Origin of the sequence: Gardnerella pickettii (genome assembly GCF_029226345.1) — a bacterium.
Taxonomy (GTDB): domain Bacteria; phylum Actinomycetota; class Actinomycetes; order Actinomycetales; family Bifidobacteriaceae; genus Bifidobacterium; species Bifidobacterium piotii.
On record NZ_JAKNCU010000001.1, the window covers coordinates 1,364,391 to 1,380,992 of the forward strand.

Here is a 16,602-nt window from a genome sequence, read left to right on the forward strand (position 1 = left end):
CCTACTTTTGTCATCTATTTTGTGAATTAATTCGTTTTTGGAATTAATCCTTTGCTTTTTATTATCTTGCTCGCGCGTTTTACGCTTAAAGCTACAAATAGCAAGTTGTGTAATCTGCACCTTCGCTTAATTACAATTACAGTAATACTTAATTTCCTCAATAACTCTCTGCAATCAACTTTGACGATATGAGTTTGATTAAGAAAATCCTAGATGCTGCTAAGTATTCTTATATGCTCAAATCCGCGCTTGCGTTGATATAGCTTATACAACAATGCTACATCATTAATCAATTAAATACATCATTAATTAGCGTAAAATACGTGAAAATTGTTGCGTTAATGACATTATGACTTTATGACATTAGGCTGGTTTTAGTTTGAAAACAATTTAGTCGCAAGCACAAAGATTTATCAGACGTCTGACGAATTGTAGTGATATTGGTGTAATCTACGAATCAAAAGACAAATCGAAAGATAAGTCGAAAGACAAATCAGAATACAAATCAGCTACGATTTCAAGGAGGATATCATGCTGAAAGCTAAATTTGTTGTAGGCGCATACGCATCGTTGCCAAAAACTCGCGAAGATCAAGAAAAATACTACGATTTGCTGGGCAAGCAAAGCTGGATTGATGGAACGGAGATTCCATACCCAGGAGATTTGGCAGATCCAAAAAATCGCGCGTGGCTAGCAAGCGCAATACCATCGCATTGGCATGCAAACACGATTACGGCAATTCCAGGAACAATGCGTCACATAAACTTTGACCCAGATCCAGAATTTGGACTTGCAAGCCCAAGCGAAGAAGGCAGGCATCGCGCGCTCGCATTCTTTAAGGATATTCGCGAAGCAATCGCAAACGTTGTAGACATTAGAGATAGCTGCGATATATCTCATGTAGAAATACACACGGCTCCAACTCGCTTAGCGCAAGCGGATGCAATGAAAAAGTCGTTAGAAGAACTAGCGCAACTCGATTGGTGCGGAGCAAAGTTGGTGATTGAGCATTGCGATAGATATATTGAAAGCCAAAATCCAGAAAAAGGATTCCTGCCTCTAGAAGAAGAGATTCAAATTGCAAAAGATGCTGGAGTTGGAATCACAATCAACTGGGGAAGAAGCGTTGTAGAAGAGCGAAATGCTCAAGCGGCAGTGGAGCACGTGCGTGCGGCAAGGCAAGCTGGCGTTTTGCAAGGATTAATGTTCTCGGGAGCTGGTCCAGATGCAACACAATACGGATACGAGTGGATTGATGGCCACTTGCCAATGAACCCAGATGAGCCGACTTCGTTAATGACGTCTAAAGAAATTCAAGAAACCACTCGTGAGGCGCTAAAAGACGATTACGCAATCGACTATTTGGGCGCAAAAGTGTGCGTTCCGCAAGACGCGAGCGTTGAAGAGCGCTTGGGGTATTTGGCGCGCATTCATGATGCTGTGGTCGCTGCGCAGGGTGAGTGAATAGGTAAAGTCGAGTAAACAGTAAAAATAAGGTCGCAAACGCAAGAAAGAAAACGGAAATTGTTATGGACGAAGTAAAAGATTATCGCTCTACGTATCTTGCTTTTGACATAGGCGGAACAAAAATCGCGTACGGATTGGTGACTTTGCCAGAGCCTTTAGAATCTTCAGGGTCTAGCGTTGGTAAAGAAAGCGCAGATTGTGCGTCTCCAACAGTAGAAGACTATGGCTCTATGCCAACCGAAGCTGCAAAAGGCGGAGAAGATATAAAGAATCGCCTAGTAGCTCGCGCAAAGCAAATATTGGAAGATGCGGCGAAAAGTGGCAAAAAAATCAGCGGAATTGGAATAGCAGCTGCAGGAGTGCCAAATAGCAAAACTGGCGAAATTGTAGCAGCTACAGACATTTTGCCAGGTTGGAGAGGTCAGCGAATTTACGACGCATTTAAGCGCGTAACCGATTTGCCAGTTTATATGATTGGCGATGTTGGTGGTCACGGCCTTGGAGAGGCGATTTACGGAGCAGGCCGCGGAAAATCGATTGTGTTCTCTGTTGGCATAGGCACTGGAATTGGTGGCGCGATTATTGTAAACGGCAAACTGTTTACGGGCGCGCACGGAGTTGCAGGACACGCTGGCCACGTTGTTAGCGATCTGGGAGTTGGCTTTGACTGCTCTTGCGGAGCGCATGCTGTCCATATTGAGCCAGTTGCCTCTGGAACTGGGCTTGCCACTCTTTACAACAGCAATCTTCCGCAAGGCACCGAGCTTGCAAAAAACGGCTACGAGGTTTGTGTGCGCGCGAATTCAGGTCAGGATGAGCACGCTAAAGAAACGCTGGCTAGAAGCGGTAAGGCTTTGGGGCAGTGTGTTGCAGGAATGGCGAATCTTATAGATCCAGATGTGATTGTGCTTTCGGGGTCTGTTGTAGAAGCTGGCGATATTTGGTGGAACGCTATGCGAAGCGGGTTTGAAGACTCTGCTTTAACGTTGATTAAAAGTACACCGATTGTTAAGGGCAAGCTTGGTGGGGCAGCTCCGCTAATCGGTGCGGCTTTTGCTGTTCACTCAAATCGCGTTTAATCGCGTTCGGTCGCGTTTGGATATGTTTAATTTTGTTTAGTTTAGTCATATTTGAAAAAAGGAGGAATCTATATGAATCCTGTGATTGAAAAAATCAAGGGCGGCTTAGTTGTTAGCTGCCAGGCATACCCTGGAGAGCCGCTAAGACACCCAGAAACAATGGCGCAAATGGCAATGGCTGCCGTAGAAGGTGGAGCTGTTGGCATTAGATGCCAGGGGTTGTCGGATATTTCTGCGATTAAAGGGCAGGTTGATGTGCCTGTAATCGGAATTTGGAAAGATGGACACGAAGGCGTCTACATAACTCCGACTTTGCGTCATGCGCGCTGCTGCGCTGCTGCTGGAGCGGATATTATTGCGATTGATGCAACCGATAGACCACGCCCAGATGGCTTGACTTACGAGCAAACTGTTCGCGCGTTGCACGACGAAGGCATAGTTGTTATGGCCGATTGCGGCAACTTCGATGATGCAAAGCGCGCGGCGGATTGTGGAACGGATATTATATCTACCACTTTGGCTGGCACTTCTCCTGGAAGGCCAAAAACGGACGGCCCAGATTTTGAGCTTTTAGGCCAGATTTTGCAAGCTTTCCCAGATTATCCAATTATTTGCGAAGGGCGTATTCACACTCCAGATCAGTTGCACAAGGTTATGCAGATGGGCGCTTGGGCTGCTGTTGTTGGAACGGCGATTACGCATCCAACGTCGATTACGCGCTGGTTTGCAGCAAAGTTGTAGGAGGCGAGCAGGTAGGCGGATGCGGCTGGGGGCGCTAAGGAAAAGTCGCAAGCAGCCGCAGATTTGCCAAACGCGTAAGTAACAAATAAATAAAAATAGTGGTTATATGTGTGTTGATTATGTGCGATTTTGTTCTAATTTTTCGTGATTTAAAAAATAATCAAAATTTTCACAAATTCGACACACGCATAACTTGACATCAGACATCAGACCTCTTATGTTTGAAGTAACGTGAAAATAACGCACGCGCTATAATTTAAAATGTTTTCGCATTCGAAGACGAAATGCAAAAAACCCAAACTCAATGGTGAGGAGAAAATATGGCACGAATTAACTCGAAGCTAACCGCGGCAATCGCCGCTGGTGTGGCCGCATTAATGATGCTTTCTGGCTGCGGTGGAGCTAAATCCCACAAGGCAGCAAAAGCAAAGACTGCTGTTAAAGACACGATTACCGCACAGGTTGCATACGCAAGCCGCGACTTTGCGCCATCTACAACCTCTGGCGCGTTGCCAATGGCAGCAAACTGGCACGTTACAGAGCCACTTTACGCTCTTGATTACAGCAACTTTAAGGTTTTCAACGCTCTTGCAAAGGGTGAGCCAAAGAAGATTTCCGATACCGAATACGAAGTAACAATTCGCGATGCTGCTAAGTTCTCGGACGGAACGGAAGTAACCGCAGGCGATGTAGTGTCTTCCTTTAAGCGCACAACTGCAAAGGGCAGCCTTTACATCTCTATGCTCGACTTTATTGATTCTGTAGAAGCAAAAGACAATCGTCACGTAATCTTTAAGCTAAAGAAGGCGTTCCCACTGTTCAAGCAGCGCCTTGCTTTGATTCAGATTGTTCCATCTGCAAAGTCTGATGCAGATCTTAAGAATATGCCAATCGGATCTGGCCCATGGAAGTACGTTTCGATTACAGATAACCAAGTAAAGTTTGAGCGCAACGATCTTTACAACGGCAAGTACAAGGCACAGACCAAGAAGATGGTTTGGAATGTAACCGTTGACGATACTGCTCGTGTAACCGCAATGCAAGGCGGAAAGACCGACGTAATGGAAATGGTTCCAGCACAGGCATTCAACACTTTGAAGGCATCTGGATCCGAGCTTAAGACCGCACAGGGCTTCACTCTTCCATTCCTTATGTTCAACACAAAGCAGAAGCCATTCGACGACAAGCGAGTTCGCCAAGCTGCTCTCTACGCAATTGACGTAAACAAGCTTATTACCAACCAGATGAGCGGCCAGGGCGAGGCAGCAACAAGCTTCTTGCCAAAGAACTACGCAAATTACCACAAGGCAAAGAACGTTTACACCAAGAATGTTGCTAAGGCAAAGAGCTTGCTTAAGGAAGCTGGCGTAAGTGGCCCACTAAAGTTCACTCTTTACACAACGGATCACACTTGGATTACTCAGCTTGCTCCACAAATCAAGAATGATCTTGCTGAGATTGGTATGGATGTAGAAATCAAGTCCATGAAGTCTTCTGCACTTTACCCACAGATTACCGACCGCGACGACGCAAACTACTCCATGGTTCTTGCTCCAGGCGATCCATCCGTGTTCGGCAACGACCCAGACTTGCTTATGAGTTGGTGGTACGGCGACAACGCTTGGACCCGTCAGCGCACATTCTGGAAGAGCTCCGAAGGATACGCAAAGCTCCACAAGCTTATGGACGAAGCTCTTGAAGCATCCAAGCCAGCAGAACGCCAGAAGTATTGGAACCAGTGCTTCGACTTGATTAGCGACGAAGTGCCTCTGTACCCACTCTTCCATCGTAAGACTACTACTGCTGTAAAGAAGGGCGCATTGGCTGAGTGGAATGCAATCGGTTCCACTGGCATCAACCTTGTAAAAGCAAAGCTAACAAAGTAGGTGCAAGTCAAAGTAACAAACTTCATTTTCCCTAACCTCTAACCGCAAAACCGACCCAACTGTTTACCTTTCTCGCCTTTGTGCAGATGGGTCGGTTTTGTTATGCAAAAATAATAATTTTCTTCAATGGATGTGTGGATGTCTTATGAGTAATTTTCTTAGACTTTTAGGTAGGCGACTAATCGCCCTGCCGTTCATGGCATTCGGTGTTACGTTCCTCGTATTCTTCCTTATGTCATTTTCTAAATACGATCCAGCAGTTGCAGCATTAGGCGAAAACTCGTCTCCAGCAGCTCTGGCAGCCTTCCGCCACGAAATGGGATACGACAGGCCATGGTGGGAGCAGTTTGGGTCCTACATAGTTGGACTCTTCCAAGGAAACATGGGTGTTTATGGCGTAAACAAGGATTCCGTAGCTCAGCGAGTGGCGGACGCCTTCCCAATCACCTTGCAACTAACCTTCATTGGCTTGTTAATCGCAATAGTCTTTGCAGTAATCTTTGGCGTTTTTGCAGCGCTTTACCGCGATACTTGGGTTGATCAAACGGTTCGCGTGCTTTCGATTATTGCAATCGCAACTCCATCCTTCTGGCTTGGCGTTCTTTTGATTTACGTCTTGCAAATCAAGCTCGCATGGCTCCCAGGATCTGGCGATTTTGTGCCGTTCTTTGAAGATCCAGAAGCGTACATTGCAAGAATGGCAATGCCTTGCTTCGCATTAGGCCTTCCAGTAGCAGGTCAGCTTACGCGAATCATACGAACCTCGATGGTAGAAGAATTGGATAAGGATTATGTGCGAACCGCAATCGGCGCAGGTATTCCAAAGAGCGTGGTTGTTGCTAGAAACGTGTTCCGCAACGCTTTGATTACACCAATCACAACTCTTGGCATGAAGATTGGTTACCTTATGGGTGGTGCAATCGTTATAGAAGTTATTTTTGCACTCCCAGGAATGGGTACCGCAATGTTTGACGGCATTAATGGCAACCAGCCAATGCTTGTGCAAGGCGTTGTTTTGGTTGTTGCAATCGCATTCATCTTTATAAACATTATTGTTGATTTGCTTTACGTGCTGATCAACCCAAGAATTAGGACGGTGTGACATGCTATTTGGAAAGAATCAGGTAGTAGATGCCGCATCAAAACCAGGCATCAAATTTAACAGATTTAAAAGCATGAGCTTAGGCTCTAAAATCTCGCTTATTGTGATTGCAATATTGGCGTTCTGCGCAGTATTCGCGCGATTCCTAGCGCCATGCGACCCAGTAAAGATTACGCAAAACTATCAGCCGCCAACAGGAGCGCACTGGTTTGGCACCGATAACCTTGGTAGAGACGTGTTCTCGCGCGTTATGTACGGCGCTCGCTACTCGCTGGTAATCGGCTTGTCGTCTGTGCTCTTTGCGTTGGTGATGGGCGCAATAATCGGCGCAATCGCAGCTGTGAGCCGCACTTGGATATCTGAGCTTATAATGCGATTGATTGATATAGTAATGTCTATCCCAGGAATCGCATTAGCAGCTGTGTGCCTTGCAATTCTTGGACAATCCATGATTGGTATCATCATTTCCATTGGCGTGCTTTACGTTCCACAAATCGCAAGAATTGTGCGAGCAAATATAATAAGCGAATATGGAAAAGACTACGTGCGTGCAGTAATCGTTTCTGGCGCTCGCGCACCTTGGATTTTGCTCAAGCATGTAACGCGTAATATTGCAGCTCCAGTTATGGTGTTCACAACGCTTTCTGTTGCAGACGCAATCGTGTTCGAGGCTTCTCTTAGCTTCATCAACGCTGGTATTCCAGAGCCAACGCCAACATGGGGCAACATTTTGTCTTCTGCTAAAGCAGGCGTTATCTTTGGATACTGGTGGCAGGCATTGTTCCCAGGCTTAGCAATCATGATTACCGTTTTGTGCCTTAACATTCTTTCTGAGGGCATTACGGATGCAATGGTTGCAGCTCCAACCGCTCCAGTAGCTAAGAGCGTTGCAGATGCGGATGCGGCTCGCAAGGAAGACAGGATTCTCACCGATCCAGTGGCAGCTTACAAGGAGCAGCACGACGCTTTGGTTGAGTCTTTGGCAAAGCTTCGCGAGGCCGAGTTAAAGCGCACGGATCGCTTGCAGCCAACGTCTACGGAGCCTCCAGTTATTGAGGTTAAAGACTTGTGCATTCAGTTCCCACGCTACGGCAGCGTAAACGTTGTGGATCACTTGAGCTTCTCTGTTCGTCCAGGCGAAACAATGGGCTTGGTTGGTGAATCTGGTTGCGGTAAGTCAATCACTTCGCTTGCGATTATGGGCTTGCTTGATCCAAAAGCTAAGATTAGTGGACAAATCCTCTTTAATGGCAAGGATCTTGTAAAGCTTAGCCCAAAGGAGCACAATGCTTTGCGTGGCCACGAGATTGCAATGGTTTACCAAGACGCGTTGTCTTCCTTAAACCCATCAATGCTTATTAAAGCGCAAATGAAGCAGCTAACTTCTAGAGGTGGCACTCGTAGCGCCGAAGAGTTGCTGGAGCTTGTAGGCTTGGATCCAAAGCGCACGCTTGAATCCTACCCGCACGAGCTTTCTGGCGGCCAGCGTCAGCGCGTGTTGATTGCAATGGCACTTACGCGAGATCCAAAGTTGATAATCGCAGATGAGCCAACAACCGCTTTGGACGTTACTGTTCAAAAGCAAGTGATTGACCTTCTTAACGAATTGCGCGAAAAGCTTGGATTCGCAATGGTGTTTGTAAGCCACGATTTGGCTCTTGTTGCAAAGGTTGCGCACTCGATTACCGTAATGTACGCAGGCCAGGTTGTTGAGCAAGGCTCCACTAAGGAAATCCTCACCGATCCGCATCATGAGTACACGCGCGGCTTGCTTGGCTCCGTAACTTCCATTGAGGCTGGTGCTCCAAGATTGCACCAGGTTCCAGGAACTGTTCCAAGCCCATCCGACTTCCCTAAGGGAGATCGATTCGCGCCGCGTTCTTCTCATCCAGATCAAGGACTTGACGTGCGCCCAGTAATGAAGCGCATTCCAGGAACGTGGCACTTCTATGCTGCGCCTCCAGAGCCAGAATCGGATGTGCCTTCCGCAATTTTGACCAACTCCGATAAAGGAGATGTGCGATGAACATGAATGTTAATGACGTAAATAAAGTGCAGAACGAAAATGGCGAAGTTCCAATCATCGAGCTGCGCGACGCCGAAGTGGTGTTCACTACTCGAGCTGGATCTGGCTTATTCCATAAGAACAAGATTACGGCCGTAAACAAGGTAAATCTTAAGCTTATGCCAGGCAAGACGATTGGTATTGTTGGCGAATCTGGTTGCGGAAAGTCTACTACTGCAAACATTATGTGCGGACTCCAGCAAGTAACAAGCGGCAAGGTTTTGTTCAAAGGTCAAGACGTTACGCATAGAACTGCAAAAGAGCGCATGGATATTGGACGCGTGGTTTCCGTTGTATTCCAGGATCCAGCAATGGCTTTGAATGCGCGCATGAGTGTGATTGATCAGTTGATTGACCCGCTTGTTGTGCACAAGATTGGAAGCAAAGCTGAGCGCGATGCTAGAGCCAAGGAGCTAATCCGAATGGTTGGTTTGCCTCACTCTGTTCTTGGCGCTTTGCCAGGTCAGCTTTCTGGCGGTCAGCGTCAGCGCGTGGCAATCGCTCGTGCGCTTTCGCTTAATCCAGATGCAATAATCGCAGATGAGCCAACTTCCGCTTTGGATGTTTCTGTGCGTGCTCAGATTTTGAATCTTCTTTCCGACTTAAAGAAGAAACTGAATCTTTCAATGGTGTTTATTAGCCACGATATTCAAACAATCCGATACATATCCGACGAAGTTGTTGTTATGAATCACGGAACGATTGTTGAGCGCGGCGAAACTCACCAAGTGATTAACAATCCGCAGGATGCGTACACAAAGATTTTGATGGGCGCAGCTCCTTCGCTTTTGCACCCAACGGAAGAAGAGTGCAAGTAGTGTGAGCAGTGCGAGCAAGCGCTAGTCGTTAGTCGCTAGTCGCTAGCTTGAATGCGCGGGCGGTCTGTTAAGACCTTGCAGTAAATCCATGCAGGCCGCCCATTAATTGCAAAATCTAAAGTCATAAATCATAAATCAATAAGTCATAAATAATAAAAAATACGAAAGAAGTTTAATCATGGCAGAAAAATTCCACGGCGTTATTCCACCAGTAGTTACGCCATTAACGTCAGACGGCGAAGTAGACGTTGTTAGCTTTGAGCGTTCGCTTAACAGAATGATTGAAGCTGGCGTAGACGGCTTGTTCACACTTGGATCTTCTGGCGAAGTTGCGTTTAGCACAGATAAGCGCCGCCGCGAAATCATTGAAACCGTAATGCGTATTGTTGACGGCCGCGTGCCAGTGTTGGTTGGGTGCATCGATACGGAAACAAACCGCGTTATTGAGCATGCAAAGGAAGCTAAGGAGCTTGGGGCTTCTGCGATTGTTGCAACAGCGCCATTCTACGCACTTGGCGGCATGGCAGAAGTTGAGCGCCACTTCCGTCTTATTCACGAAGCTGTTCCAGATTTGCCTCTGTTTGCTTACGATATTCCAGTTTGCGTGCACACAAAGCTTCCAGGCGGTTTGCTTGTAAAGCTTGGTAAAGATGGCGTTCTTGCAGGCGTTAAGGATTCTTCCAACGACGACGTGTCGTTTAGGTTCCTTGTAGACGACAACAATAAGGCTGGTCACCCATTGACTTTGCTTACGGGTCAAGAGGTTGTTGTTGACGGCGCATACATGGCTGGCGCAGACGGTTCTGTTCCAGGACTTGCAAACGTTGAGGCCACTGGCTACGTGCGCATGTGGAAGGCTGCTCAGGCTGGCGATTGGGCAACGGTTAAGAAGGAGCAGGATTGGCTTGCTGCTTTGATGCAAATCGTTACTGTTCCTAGCGGCGTGGCAGGCTTTGGCGCTGGCGTTGGAGCGTTTAAGACCGCAATGGCGTTGCTTGGCGTGTTTGACACAAATCAGATGCCAGATCCAGTTTGCCCACTTAAGGGAGAAAACGTTGAAGCCGTTGCTGGCGTTCTTAAGGAAGTTGGCTTGACTTTGGCAAAGACTCCGCAAGAAGTGAGCGATTCCACAAAGTAACGTCTTAAGCGTGTGTCTTAAGTAAAAAATCAAATAATCTAATAGCCTTTTACCGATGGTGCATAGTAAGTAAATAGCGTTGCGGTGTGCGTTAATTCGTATGCCGCAATGCTAATAATTGCTAATAAATGCTTACAATTACTGATTAATGTTGCTTAAAAATTGCTAATTATGCTAATTAAAGCTTTAAAGGAGAAGCAAAGATGGCAGAAGTTATTATTGTAAAAGATCAAGATGAAGCTGGCGAGCTCTACGCAAAAGCAGTTGTAGATTTGATTAGTCGCAAGCCAGATGCAGTACTTGGCTTAGCTACGGGATCTAGCCCATTAAAGGCCTACGAGCATCTTGCAAAGCTTGTTAAAGAAAATAATGTTGACGTAAGTCGCGTGCGCGGATTTGCGCTTGACGAATACATTGGATTGCCATTAGAGCACGAGCAGTCCTACCACAGCACAATCCGCAGAACTGTAACAGACTTAATCGGCCTAAACCCAGATTTAGTGCACGTTCCAGGAGATGTTCTTAACGGAGCGCCATTAAGCGAGGGCAGCAAGATTGCGCACGCTGGAGCCGACTACGATGCTGCTATTGCGGCCTCTGGCGGAATCGACGTGCAAATTTTGGGAATTGGCTCCGATGGCCACGTTGGATTCAATGAGCCAGGCTCTTCGCTTGCGTCTGGTACGCGCGTTAAAACACTAACCGAGCAGACTCGCGTAGATAATCGCAGATTCTTCGACGGAGATATTAACCAAGTTCCAACTCATTGCATAACGCAAGGAATTGGAACGATTTTGCGCGCTAAGCATCTTGTTCTTCTTGCGTTTGGCTCAAATAAGGCAGACGCAGTGGCAGCAACGCTAGAAGGCGGAGTAAGCTCGCTATGCCCAGCTTCCGCGCTTCAAATGCACCCGCACGCAACTGTGATTGTAGACGAAGACGCAGCAAGCAAGCTTAAGTTGGCAGACTACTATCGTTGGGTGTATGCAAATAAGCCATCTTGGCAAGGAATCTGATACTCAAGTCTAAAATTAAGTAACGTATTCAAAAGCACAAACTTCAAAAGCACAATCGCAGGTGAGTGAAATGTCAAAAAATGCATATTTAGACGCCGTAAAGAAGATTGATGATTCACTAAAATCAAGTGAGGGGCGCAATTTTGTAGTGCGCAACGTGAGTGTTGTAGACGCGCGCGGAATTGTTCCTAACGCTTGGATTTTGGTTAAAGATGGCGTGATTCTAGAAACTGGCATTTTAGACGAAGACCTTGCGCTTGCGATTAATGCTTGCGGATTGCGCGCATCTGACTTAAGCGTTGTAGACGGGCGTGGCTGTTTTGCTGCGCCAGGCTACATTGATTTGCACGCTCACGGAGCATGGGAGCATTCGTTTGACGACGGTGCCGAAGGGATTGCCATTGCGCGCGCGTATCACATGCTTCATGGAACAACTAGGCAAGTTCTTAGCTTGATTACAAACCCTCTTGACGTAATGCAAGAGAATTTGCGTACTGTTAAGCGCGTTATGCAAACGCGACCAGATGTGCTTGGATCTCACTTAGAGGGGCCGTTCTTGGCGCTTTCTAGAAAAGGAGCGCACGATCCTAATTGCCTAGTGGACCCTACTCCCGAGCGCGTTGAGGCGTTGCTTGAGGCGGCGGATGGCACTTTGCGCCAGATTACTTTGGCTCCAGAGCGAGAACACGGCATGGAGGCGATTAAGCGTTTTGTAGAAGCTGGCGTGATCCCAGCAGTTGGGCATTGCGACGCGGATTATAAAACAGCGCGCGCGGCTTTTAACGCTGGCTCTACGCTTATGACTCACATGTTTAACGCTATGAACGGCATTCATCACCGCAAGCCAGGTCCAATCCCTGCAGCCTTGGAGGATTCGCGCGTAACGATTGAGCTAATTAACGACGGTTTCCACGTTGAAAACCCCGTTTTGCGAATGGCGTTTAAGGCAGCGGTTGGAAGGATTGCGTTTGTAACGGATGCTATGGCTGCAACGGGGTGCGCAGATGGCGCTTATAAGCTTGGCGCTTTAGATGTTACTGTTACGGGCGGCCATGCAAGGCTTGTTTCTAATGGCGCTATTGCGGGCTCTACTTTGATTCTAGAAGTTGCTATTAAGCGCGCTGTTAAAGAGCTTGGAATCGGATTGCCAGAGGCGATTGCTGCTGCGACTATTGTTCCTGCTCGCGCGCTTGGAGTAGATAAGCCGAATGCTATAACTAGTGCTCCTTTGGGCTTAGTTGAAAAGGGGTATGCAGCCGATTTGCTTTTGCTTGATCCAGGAACTTTGGCAGTTGAGCACGTTTGGTGCGACGGCCATAAAATTTCGTAACGTAAATCGTATCGTTGCGATTAATCGTGATGCTGTAGTACTCAGGCATCACCATTGAAGATGAAAGAACCGCTCTCGTTTAGTTAGGGAGCGGTTCTTCCATTTATTTAGTGCTTTTGCAGTCGATTAAGCAAAATCGACTGAATCGGCTCGTAATGGTCGTTTACAGCTTGCCTATATCCATCTGCGTCTCCCGCAATAGCCGTTTTTAGCATAAGTTCGTGCGCTCTAGCGGTTTTTTCAAGTTCGTCCGAAACTTCCAGCCCCAATTGTGGCAAAACAGCCATATGTACAAGCCACAAGCATCGCACGAATTGCTCTGCAATCGTATTGTTTACCGCGCGCAAAATGCCCGTGTGGAAAGCAATGTCTTGTTCCAAGAATGTTTTTCCAGCATGCGCTTCTTTAGTCATTATTTCCGAAAGCGCTTCCAGCTCTGGATGCTGCGTTCCTTTAAGTGACTCAACCACCTTATCCGCGCATCCAAGGTCTAGGAATTTTCGCATTTCTACAACGTTATTCAAGTCTTCAAAATTCTTATTAATGGAGATTAAGGAGCGAAAAGCGAGTGTTTCCACCATTGGGTCCAAAGATAGCGAGCCAACAAACATGCCTTTTCCTTGCTTAACTTCCACAATGTTAAGTGCTTCCAGCTTGCGAATCGCCTCGCGCACCGATGACCTTGATGCGCCAATCAAATTGCATAGCATTGGCTCAGTTGGCAGCATGTCTTTTGGTTGCAAGCGTTCTCTTAAAATAAGCGATCTGATTGCGTCCATTGTTTCATCGCAGCGCTTTCTTGCTGCGATTGGAGCGGAGTTAGAGCTTGCTTGCAATAACGATAAGCGGTCTAGTGTTGTCATCTCATCGTCTTCGCGGCTGCTAAATGTCTCTTCCATTTTGGCTCCTTTCAGTTCGCTTGAGTCTTCTCTCTTTTGTGTCTTCCATTTTTCCGTTTTTGTGTACTTTGTTTTTGTGTACTTTGTTTTTGAAACCTGCGTGCAAACTATCTTGCTGCCAAAGCGAGGAATCTATTGCTGTTATATAAATTCCAGTAGTTTCTCTTTCCCACAGTAGTTGCAAAGTTCGTTTATTGCTAGAGCTAATGCATTGATAAACGTGGTGGAATGGGTTTATGCACACGCTTTTTGCCCACGTTTGCCCGCCGTCGTAGCTAAATCGCACAACTCCGCGGCCGCGGTATGGCATCATTTGACTTGCGTTTGCAAACGCTATGCAGTCTGCATTTTCATTGCTAAAGCAAGTTGCGCTCGGCTGGCTGAATATCTCTGGCAAACTTGTGTCAAAAATCAGCTCGCTCCAAGTTTCTCCGCAATCATGACTAATGGCTTTGCCTACACATCCCGAGCGATTTTGATTGCGGAAGAATGCTAGAATATCGCCATTTTTGCGTTCAACAAACACGGTTTCGGAGCTTGTTGCATCGTCGTCTTGCATTGTTACAGGATCTACGATTTTTCCGTTTATTAATCGCCCTTCGTTAATCATTTTGCCTCGGCTCCACGTTTTGCCGTCGTCATCCGAAATAAGCGCTCCCGAAGAATAGTGCGATTTGCTTTGGCCGCTGCAATAGAATGGCACGAGTATTCTGCCGTAATGTTTTTCGTTTTGTCTAATAACAATTCCGTTCCCTGGGCATACTCCCGCAAAGCTCATCCATGGCTCCTTAACCATGTGGTCGATTAAGCGTGGCTCGCTCCACGTTTTGCCGTCGTCGTCCGAATAGATTTGCGCTATATAACACGTTTTTTCGGCGAATAATGGCTGATCTTTGCTCGCTGTTTCGGGCGATTGCCATATGTTCCACGTGGAACGGTCGCAAGTTTGACTATTGTGCGAGTTATTGCTTGAGTCGCCACTCAAATCGCCATTTTTTATGCTTCCATCTGGGAAAACTAGCCACTTTGTTGCGCATTCTTTTTCGCTAGAATCGCATGGCAATTTTACGGCCGCGCTTGCGTTCATTGCCGCCGCGTAGTGGCCACCTAAGCGGTCTATAAGCTTGATTCTTCCGCGCGTGTCCACGCCTACAACGGTTTTGCAATTTGTTAGCCCAATTCCGCCAGGATTAATGTCGATTAATACGTTGATTCTTTCGCTTTTGCCTTCTAGGTCTAAAACAGGGCAGGAGTCGATTGCGCTAGCGCCCAGTTTTCCAAGGTTTTTGCCAGGCATGTTGATTACGGTTTGCAAAGGCTCCCACGTTTTGCCGCCGTCCGCGGATCGGCGAATCACAAAGTTTATGTGGTTTGGAGCGTCGTTTGAAACGCTTGTTCGCTGGTCTGCTCCTGCGATTAGCGTTCCCATGCGCGTTTTTACGAGCGACGGTATTCTGTAGCTGCGAGAGCCCGCATATCCCGTGTCAAATAGTGCAGTTGTTACAAGCGGCTTTACTTTTGATATTCTTTGGATTTGTCCTTCGGTTAGTGCGCTAAAGTAGATTCCGCCTGTTCTAGCTTCGCCCATTAATCGCACTCCGCGCAAGTCTTCGCCAATGCTTACGGCGTCTAATTCTGGTATGTTTGCAAACCAGAATTGCCCTATGTTGTGCGACTGGCTGTATCCGTCTACGTAAATGTCGGTTGCTCCGCGATTTGCGCGAATAATCAAGTCGTGCCATTCGCCATCGTCAACACTTGCGGCTGCTTCGATTACGCTTTTTACACACGTTTCGTCGTCGATTAGCGTGATTTTTATGCCTTCTGGCCCTGCATGCACGCTTATTTTTTCGCTAGATTCTTGCTTAGTTTTTGTTCCAACAGTTCCAGCAGCAAAAAGCACTCCGTGTTGGCCAGGGCCGCGCAATCTAAATTGAATGTGCAAAGTTCCGCTCGACTTGCAAGATACGCGTTTTATGTCTCTTGCGCAAATCGTAGGTCCTGCAAACCATATGTCTGGCTGTGCCTGTGTGGCCGAATTTGCGATTTCTTCTGGATTTGGCAAGTGGTTTGAGTAGTAAAAGTCGTAGATTTGCGAAGATTCTGCCTGAGCTGCACACACTTCGGCCGCTTTTTCGCTCACTCTTTGCGACCCAAGATTCGTTGCGCTCGCAAAGCATTGGTATCCGTCTAAATAGAATCGGCTTCCAAAACTTCCGTACGTTACTGCAAAATCGTGTTCGCTACCGTCGCATGCACCTAGCGCATCTTCCATGTGCAACGCGATTTCTTTCGCGCCATTTGCGTCTGCGCTATCTTCCAAAAGATTTTGCGCAATAAGCAGGGGAGCATCTTCTTTAATACTTATTTTTATTATTGGAGTTGCGTCCTCTTGTAGTGCGGTTGCTGGTGATTTTTGTGCTGGCTTAATATGCAATAAATCACAATCCGTATTTGCTACAAATTTGAACCTTATTATTCCTTCGTTTTGATTTATTTCCTCGTTTTTATCTTTGCGATTGATTTCCGACGTGTTTTCGCTATATTTTTTGATTTCAGTAGATGGTGTAATTTTTATTGTGGCATGACTGAATCGCGTGTGCTCCGAACCTACGATATTCGCTATATCTCCGCTTAGGTTCGTCGTCTTCGTTGAACGACGTTCCATTTTAGTCCTCCATGACCGTAAAAATTAAAACACCAATGTTTTAACACGTCTGACGTCTTATGACGTTCACTATTCAGTCTATCACACATTTTTAAGCAAATGCACAATTGTTGCACATTGCGTTGCAAAATGATGCTACAAAACAAGAAAGAACGTTGAAAAATCAACGTTCTTAAAGAGTGCGAACGGCGGGACTTGAACCCGCATGAGCATACACTCACTGCCACCTGAAGACAGCGCGTCTACCATTCCGCCACGTTCGCATACAGACCACAAAGCTACCATATTTGCAGCCGTTTAGCAAATATTGACACTTGTGTGTTTATGCAAAACTCGTCAACTTTCCGCTTTTTGTTGCTCTAATTGCTGTTTTGAGCTACATGATTACGCAAA

Annotated in this window: 12 protein-coding genes and 1 tRNA gene; 10 read left to right on the forward strand and 3 right to left on the reverse strand. The window is 46.7% G+C overall.

Features of this window, described 5'->3' with window-relative positions; genetic code table 11:
- Positions 1-531 precede the first annotated feature (531 nt).
- The 10 genes from MAF46_RS05535 (at position 532) to nagA (ending at position 12,642) form a co-directional block, all read left to right on the forward strand.
- On the forward strand, positions 532-1,464 hold the full coding sequence (locus tag MAF46_RS05535) for a DUF4862 family protein (RefSeq protein ID WP_060785757.1): 933 nt from the start codon (positions 532-534) through the stop codon (positions 1,462-1,464).
- A 65-nt stretch (positions 1,465-1,529) separates the two neighbouring features.
- Entirely contained in the window at positions 1,530-2,546 is a 1,017-nt protein-coding gene (locus tag MAF46_RS05540; RefSeq protein WP_060785756.1) for an ROK family protein, read from the forward strand.
- 72 nt (positions 2,547-2,618) lie between these two features.
- Positions 2,619-3,287 carry an N-acetylmannosamine-6-phosphate 2-epimerase gene (locus MAF46_RS05545; RefSeq protein ID WP_004131256.1) on the forward strand — a complete coding sequence of 223 codons (669 nt, stop codon included), beginning with the start codon at positions 2,619-2,621 and terminating at the stop codon, positions 3,285-3,287.
- Positions 3,288-3,607: 320 nt separating this feature from the next.
- Complete coding sequence (locus tag MAF46_RS05550) at positions 3,608-5,173, forward strand: ABC transporter substrate-binding protein (RefSeq protein WP_060785755.1); 1,566 nt, start codon at positions 3,608-3,610, stop codon at positions 5,171-5,173.
- A gap of 196 nt (positions 5,174-5,369) precedes the next feature.
- A complete protein-coding gene (locus MAF46_RS05555; protein WP_004131261.1) occupies positions 5,370-6,275 on the forward strand; it encodes an ABC transporter permease in 906 nt (301 codons plus the stop codon).
- A 1-nt stretch (position 6,276) separates the two neighbouring features.
- Positions 6,277-8,301, forward strand: coding sequence for a dipeptide/oligopeptide/nickel ABC transporter permease/ATP-binding protein (locus MAF46_RS05560; RefSeq protein ID WP_060785754.1), 2,025 nt, complete (start codon positions 6,277-6,279; stop codon positions 8,299-8,301).
- The gene (locus MAF46_RS05565) at positions 8,298-9,158 is read left to right on the forward strand and encodes an ABC transporter ATP-binding protein (RefSeq protein WP_060785753.1); all 861 of its coding nucleotides are present in this window, start codon (positions 8,298-8,300) and stop codon (positions 9,156-9,158) included. The genes MAF46_RS05560 and MAF46_RS05565 overlap by 4 nt, the downstream gene beginning before the upstream one ends.
- Before the next feature lie 178 nt (positions 9,159-9,336).
- Positions 9,337-10,296, forward strand: coding sequence for a dihydrodipicolinate synthase family protein (locus MAF46_RS05570; RefSeq protein WP_060785752.1), 960 nt, complete (start codon positions 9,337-9,339; stop codon positions 10,294-10,296).
- A gap of 203 nt (positions 10,297-10,499) precedes the next feature.
- Entirely contained in the window at positions 10,500-11,312 is an 813-nt protein-coding gene (gene nagB, locus MAF46_RS05575) for a glucosamine-6-phosphate deaminase (protein WP_060785751.1), read from the forward strand.
- A 70-nt stretch (positions 11,313-11,382) separates the two neighbouring features.
- On the forward strand, positions 11,383-12,642 hold the full coding sequence (nagA, locus tag MAF46_RS05580; RefSeq protein ID WP_016802194.1) for an N-acetylglucosamine-6-phosphate deacetylase: 1,260 nt from the start codon (positions 11,383-11,385) through the stop codon (positions 12,640-12,642).
- Between the two features lie 107 nt (positions 12,643-12,749).
- Here the strand turns inward: nagA and MAF46_RS05585 are convergent, their stop codons facing one another.
- From MAF46_RS05585 to MAF46_RS05595, 3 genes are all read right to left on the reverse strand, one after another.
- Complete coding sequence (locus MAF46_RS05585; protein WP_016636256.1) at positions 12,750-13,541, reverse strand: FadR/GntR family transcriptional regulator; 792 nt, start codon at positions 13,539-13,541, stop codon at positions 12,750-12,752.
- Positions 13,525-16,209, reverse strand: coding sequence for a sialidase family protein (locus MAF46_RS05590; protein ID WP_060785750.1), 2,685 nt, complete (start codon positions 16,207-16,209; stop codon positions 13,525-13,527). Before MAF46_RS05590 ends, MAF46_RS05585 begins: the two co-directional genes overlap by 17 nt.
- Positions 16,210-16,389: 180 nt before the next feature.
- Positions 16,390-16,472 (reverse strand) — tRNA-Leu (locus MAF46_RS05595).
- Positions 16,473-16,602: the final 130 nt, after the last annotated feature.